The 6,184-nt window shown below is 46.3% G+C and carries 6 protein-coding genes; 2 read left to right on the top strand and 4 right to left on the bottom strand.

The window, feature by feature from the left end:
- Window positions 1-197 precede the first annotated feature (197 nt).
- On the bottom strand, window positions 198-737 hold the full coding sequence (locus tag VF500_RS17900) for a YfiT family bacillithiol transferase (protein ID WP_330860987.1): 540 nt from the start codon (window positions 735-737) through the stop codon (window positions 198-200).
- Between the two features lie 90 nt (window positions 738-827).
- Here VF500_RS17900 and VF500_RS17895 point away from each other — a divergent pair, with 90 nt between their 5' ends.
- Complete coding sequence (locus VF500_RS17895) at window positions 828-2,657, top strand: FAD-dependent oxidoreductase (protein ID WP_330860986.1); 1,830 nt, start codon at window positions 828-830, stop codon at window positions 2,655-2,657.
- 151 nt (window positions 2,658-2,808) lie between these two features.
- On the opposite strand, the gene dinB is transcribed toward VF500_RS17895, so the two are convergent.
- From dinB to VF500_RS17880, 3 genes are all read right to left on the bottom strand, one after another.
- Window positions 2,809-3,927 (bottom strand): DNA polymerase IV, encoded by a 1,119-nt coding sequence (dinB, locus tag VF500_RS17890; protein ID WP_330860985.1) that lies wholly within the window; start codon window positions 3,925-3,927, stop codon window positions 2,809-2,811.
- Window positions 3,928-4,211: 284 nt separating this feature from the next.
- On the bottom strand, window positions 4,212-4,769 hold the full coding sequence (locus VF500_RS17885; protein WP_330860984.1) for a DUF922 domain-containing protein: 558 nt from the start codon (window positions 4,767-4,769) through the stop codon (window positions 4,212-4,214).
- 24 nt (window positions 4,770-4,793) lie between these two features.
- Window positions 4,794-5,741, bottom strand: a complete 948-nt coding sequence (locus tag VF500_RS17880) for an SPFH domain-containing protein (protein ID WP_330860983.1) — start codon at window positions 5,739-5,741, stop codon at window positions 4,794-4,796.
- A gap of 94 nt (window positions 5,742-5,835) precedes the next feature.
- Between VF500_RS17880 and VF500_RS17875 the strand changes: the two genes are divergently transcribed.
- Window positions 5,836-6,024: a hypothetical protein gene (locus VF500_RS17875; RefSeq protein ID WP_091210348.1), complete on the top strand. Its 189-nt coding sequence runs from the start codon at window positions 5,836-5,838 to the stop codon at window positions 6,022-6,024.
- Window positions 6,025-6,184: the final 160 nt, after the last annotated feature.

The following is a 6,184-nucleotide window of genomic DNA, read 5'->3' as shown; positions in this document are numbered from 1 at the left end:
TGTTGTAAAACCTTGCCGGCCCCAGCGGGGCCACGTGTTTATAGCTTTAAAAAGCACATTTTGGGGCTCCGTAGGTGCCTCCTATTGAACTTTCAGGTTGGTGAATTTTGTGGGTTAACTTAAACTCGCAGAGGACCCTGAGGGAACACAAAAGCTTTTTGGCTTTAAGCCTTAAGCTTTCGGCTCAAATCTGGCTTTTAGCTCACCTTTACAAACTTCTTTACCGTCTCCGTTACATGTGCTAAATGATGGTTGCTGTGCCAGGCGTACATGGCAAGGCCTTTTTTCAGCGATATCGTATCGCCCGAAGCCGGGTGTACAAATGTCCGTGCCCATTCATTTTCGGTAAAACTTTCAAACAAGGCCACAAAATGCTGATGGATGCCTTCCAGCATTTTTAACGATGGCTCAACCGGCAGGCGGTAATCGGGCAGCAGGGCCCAGTCAGCCTCTTCATATGGTTTTATGGTTGGGTTATTTTCGGTAAGGGCAAGTTTAAAGCGGGTGATGGAGTTCATATGGCTATCGGCCAAATGGTGGATCACCTGGCGCAGTGTCCAGCCGCCGGTACGGTATGGGGTATCCAGCTCCTGGTAATTAAGACCGGCAATTGCATGACGTAGCTTCCCCGGCAGGGTAGCAATATCTTCTATCCAGCCGCGCATATCTTCGGTAGTGTACGAAGCCGGGGGGGCAAACTTCCCGATAGGGTATTTCATTTCTTCGTCTGTCATCATAACTGTTAAAAAAATTTAAATTAGGTATTATTTTATACTACCACAAGCTTTTGACCTATTTTAGCGTTCTGTAGATTGTTAATTTAACTGATGATAAAAAAGTTACTGGCCGTACTTTTTGTTTTTAACTGTACGCTCTCCTTCGCACAAACCATTAAAACCGACATATTAGTAATAGGCGGAGGCGCAAGCGGAACAGCGGCGGCCATACAAGGCGCGCGAAGCAAACTAAAAACCATGCTGGTTGAGCAGGGCCCCTGGCTGGGCGGTAGTATGACATCGGGCGGGATGTGCGTTATTGACGGCAACCGCAATTTACCAACAGGCATCTGGGGCGAGTTCAGGCGCAGGGTACGGGATTTTTACAGCAAAACGCCGGGTTACGATACTGCCTACAACGCAGCATTAAGATTTGAACCCTATACAGGCGCAGCCATCCTCAAAAAAATAACCGACACAGTAAAAAATCTCACTGTAAAATTAAACACCCCATTTACAGGTATTAAAAAAGATGGTACCGGCTGGGATGTAAGCATTTCCATCGACGGAAAAATCACGACCGTAAAAGCCAAAGTAGTAATTGACGCCACCGAAACCGGCGATGTAGCTGCCAAAGCAGGCGAAACCTACATTTATGGTTTTGAGAGTAAAAAGCAAACTGCTGAGGCACTTGCACCTGATAATGAATTGGCACAACTACAGGACCTTACCTGGATTGCCATTTTGAAAGATTTTGGCGCTTCAGCCGATAAAACTATTCCCAGGCCCGAAGGGTATGATGCCACAGCATACACTTGCCTTAAAGGGAAGAACATCAAAAAAATGCTTAACGATGGCAGGCTGCCTAACGACAAGTATATGATCAAATGGGCGGAATGCGGAAACCAGTTCCCTGTTACTCCCGACAATTTAAAATCTGAAAACCGGGAGGCTTTTTATGCTAAAGCGTGCCTGCATACTTTGGGTTTGGTATACTATTTGCAAACTGAACTGGGCTACAAAAACCTGGGGATAGACGACGGTTTTACTACGCCCGACCACCTGCCATGTATCCCGTATCTGCGTGAGGCTGGTCGCCCGACAAAAGGATTGGTGAGGATGATGCTGGATGATGTGTACAAACCGTACGACCGCGAATCAAAGCTTTACCGTACAGCCATTGCTGTTGGCGATGCCTCGCCGGGCCAGCACTATACGGATGCAAACGCTCCGAAAGTTAATTATCCACCTTTCCCTGCCTATGGTGTGCCGCTGGGTGCCATTGTGCTTAAAGACCTGGATAATTTACTGGTGACGGAAAAAGCCATGTCGGTAACGCATTTGGTAAATGCCAGCACCATGTACCCATCAGTACAAATGGCTATTGGGCAGGGTGCCGGGGCAACTGCCGCTTTCTGCGCTTTTTTTAAAACCACAACGCAAAACTTAAATGTGCGGATAATCCAGGGCGAACTGCTCGATTTTAAAGCCTGGATCGTGCCTTTTACCGACGTTAAACCAACCGACCCATATTTTAGGGCTATCCAACAGATAGGAGCATCCGGATTATTAAAAGGGGTGCATAACACAGAGGGTAATACCGTCAGGTTGCTGTTTCAGCCCGATTCATTAGTGCTCACTGCCGAAATAAGGCCAACCCTGGAAGAAACTTATACCCGTGGCTTCTTATGGTTCAATAAAGAAAAGCCCGGCCCGATGTTCACCGTAGGTAACCTGTTGTCATTTATCAGTGAAACTACGCTAACCGATCCGCACACACTGGAGATTGCCATGCAGAAAGCCTGGAAAGAGCAATATAAGTTTGCATCTCCTTTTGATAAGAAACGCCCCGTAACCCGCCGGGAATTTGCCATATTGGCCAACAGGTTTTTTAACCCTTTTGGGAGGTCGGTGGATATTGCGGGGAGAATGGTGAATTAAGGATAGAGATGTCATTGCGAGCGTAGCGCGGCAATCGCACGGAAGCAAATCCGCTCTGTACAGCATGCGATTGCTTCGTCGTTCCTCCTCCAATGACATAAATTTAAGTATTGTACCATCGGGCCGTGGGGACACGGCCCTGGGAAATGACTTACAACTCCAATTCCAACTGATCCCCAGGCCCAAGCTCTTTGTCATCCCGTTGCTTTACCACCGCTTCCCCAAAATTAGAAAGCGAAATACCAAGCAACCGCACTTTTACATCATCAACACCCGTTACAGCCATGAGTTGTTTGGCAGTATTGCTGATAGTTTCCAGGTCGTTTACCGGGGTTGGGAATGATTGGTTCCGGGTGATCTGTTTAAAATCGTGGTATTTTACCTTAAGGGTAATAGTGCGACCTTTCAACTCATATTTCAGCAGCCGATTGTGTACGGTAACCGCTATCTTATCAAGCTCGGCCTCCATCTCTTCCAATGTTGTCAAATCATAAGCAAAAGTATCTTCAGCGCCCAGGGATTTGGTTTCCCGGTGGGGTTGCACTTCCCGGTTATCAATGCCGCGTACTATCTGGTAGTAAAACCTCCCCACTTTACCGAAGTGACGGGTAAGTTCACTCTCTTCAAGCTTTTTTAAATCGGCCCCGGTATGCAGGCCCATTTGCTTCATTTTTTGAGCGGTCACCTTGCCCACGCCAAAAAACTTTTCGACCGGCAGCTGCTCCATAAAGCTCTCGATGCTTGATGGGCCGATGAACTTGAGGCCATCAGGCTTATTGATATCGGATGCTATTTTGGCTACAAATTTATTGATAGATACCCCCGCCGATGCAGTGAGCTGCAATTCATCTTTAATGGCTTGTTTAATGAGCTTGGCTATATCAATGGCCGAGCCGATACCTTGCTTGTCGTTAGTTACATCAAGGTAAGCTTCATCTAAGGAAAGCGGTTCGATCAAATCCGTATATCGGCTAAAAACTTCCCGGATATGCTGCGATACCTCCCGGTATACATTAAACCTGGGCCGTACAAACAAAGCATGCGGACAAAGCTGCAAGGCTTTTTTCGACGACATAGCCGAACGGATCCCAAACTTCCGGGCCTCATAACTGGCGGTAGCTACGACACCTCCACGTCCTTCGGGCAAACCACCAACCACCAAAGGTTTGCCCCTGTATTCGGGAAAGTCCCGTTGCTCAACCGACGCGTAAAAAGCATCCATATCAATATGGATAATTTTACGATGGATAATGGGTGATTGCTCAGTCATGCCGATAAAAGCAAATATAGGCGGGTTGCAGGTTTGCTGCAAAGTGTTGTAGCAGGTTTGAGCGCCTACGCTTAAAATACGATTCTTCTTAACTCGCGCTCGTTTTTAACGAGTGCGTAACTGGGTTTGCGTTTATAACGCACGGGCGATACAATCGCCCAACCATATTAAGCGCTCGTTACAAACGAGCGCAAGATTAGGGTGTCTCTGCTTTTATTATCGCTTGCTGCCCCCCTGCCACCGCTCTTTCCTTCGCGCCCCCTCTCAAGAGGAGATTTAATAAATCAACTCTCCGTATCCTCCGGCAAAAACTTAAGCTTTTGCTGAAAGTACATGTCCCAGCTGCGTTGTTGCTTTCGGTCGGTCATGTGGGCTGTATCCTCATCATAATCGGCATTGAGCTGTTTGTATTTGGCGTCGATGCGGTTAAAGATAGCCATGGCCTCATAGTTATAATTATTGCTGAAACGGGTACGGCCCACTATTCGCAATAATTCCTGCTGCTCTAAAAAGGCGATAGTGTAGTGCCCCTGTTCATGCTTTAATATCTCGGTCATTTGCTGTGGGGTACTAACCTGACTCCTGTCAAGCCACGATTTGTTGTTATTAAGGATAAGCCTGATGTTGAAGTTAAGCCGGTATCCTCCGCCTTCGCGCCTGGCCTGGTAACGATAATCGATAGTGCAATTGGTATAAGCTACAACGCCGCCGGCATTAGCCCGCGGCGTTCCCCAAAAATCATTGGCGGTAAGCTGATGAAATGATTGCGCCGAAGCCGGCGTGATCATCGCTAAAAAACACATGGCCGTGAAGCCTATCCCTTTCACTATATTTCTTTTCATTTAAAAAATGGCGGTTTTAAACTTTTACTTTTTGACGTTGTCGGTATGTAAAAGGTTTAAGGCCATCATTTCTTTTAACGTATGTTGCATCTGATCGGTTGAGCCATCAAGGAAAATAACATTCCCTTTCGAGTTTTCGGAGAAGTGTTTGATGGATTCTGTCCACATGGTGAACAAGATCACTGAAGTATCCATATTGGCTTCGGCCATTTCTTTTGCGGCTACGGTCATACCACGGGCAACTTCCTCGCGGAACAACGCTATACCTTGTCCGCGTAATTGTGCTGCCTCACGTTCGGCCTGTGCCGAAATTTTGATGGCGTTACCTTCGGCTTCAGCTGCTTTGGTTTTGGTGATGAGCAGGGCCTGGCCTTCGTTTTCGGCGGCAGCCTTTAAGTTATTGGAAGCTACTACCTGGCTCATTGATTTCATGATCACATCGTCAAAAGTGATATCGTTCAATTGCAGATCCTGAAGATGATATCCCCAGCCTTCCAGTATCACATCCAGCTGCTCTTTTACGTGTTCCACAATATCGCGGCGTAATATCAATACCTCGCTCTGGCGTTTGGTAGCTACAAAAGCGCGGATCGAACCTTCAACGGTGCGAATGAGGGCCTGCATCAGGTTACGTTCGTCAACAAATTTAAAAGCTACGTTTTTGATAGTTTCTTCCTGTTGATCCAGTACCGAATACAGCAGCATGGCTTTAAAATAAACATTGGCCTGATCAAAAGTTACTGCCTGGAACTCCAGCTCCACAGAGCGGTTTTGGATAGAGATCTTAGAATAGATGTTTTCGATAAAAGGGATCTTGAAATTTAATCCCGGTGTAAGGATGCGGCGGTATTTGCCAAAAACGGTTATTACTACTATTGTGCCCTGTTTTACAGACACAAACGAGGTAAAAACGGTAATGAGGATAACAACGAAAATGATGATTGTTATCAATGATCCAAATGATTCGGGCATGGTTTGGTTTATTATGTTTAAAATAAAAGTAGTATTTATTATTGGTGTGTTATTTGTTTTTTAAAAAATGCTCATAAAAAACAGCACACCTGTCATGAACTTAAAACGAACATTCGGAACCATACTGAGCGTGCTTGGTATAGTTGGCCTCATTTATACCGGTATAGCTATCATCAATCATAGCGCTCAAGTAACTACCATGGTGGTAATAGGGATCATTTCGCTGATCTTCTTTTCAACGGGGATAAGCCTGGTACGGAATACTAAAGATGAAGCGGCTTAATATAGATGTTGGCCTGCTTTGCAAATCGCATAGTTTACTCACCCGGTCTACGCTTCGCTGGACCACCCTCTCTCCGGCTGCGCCGCAAAGAGGGTAAAAGCAAAAAATAAAAATCCCCTCTTTACGCTTGCGTAGAGAGGGGTGACAAGCGCAGCGATGT

It is taken from the genome of Mucilaginibacter sp. (assembly GCF_036383575.1).
In the GTDB taxonomy this organism is placed as follows: Bacteria; Bacteroidota; Bacteroidia; order Sphingobacteriales; family Sphingobacteriaceae; genus Mucilaginibacter.
This window is presented reverse-complemented; position numbering and strand designations above follow the sequence as displayed.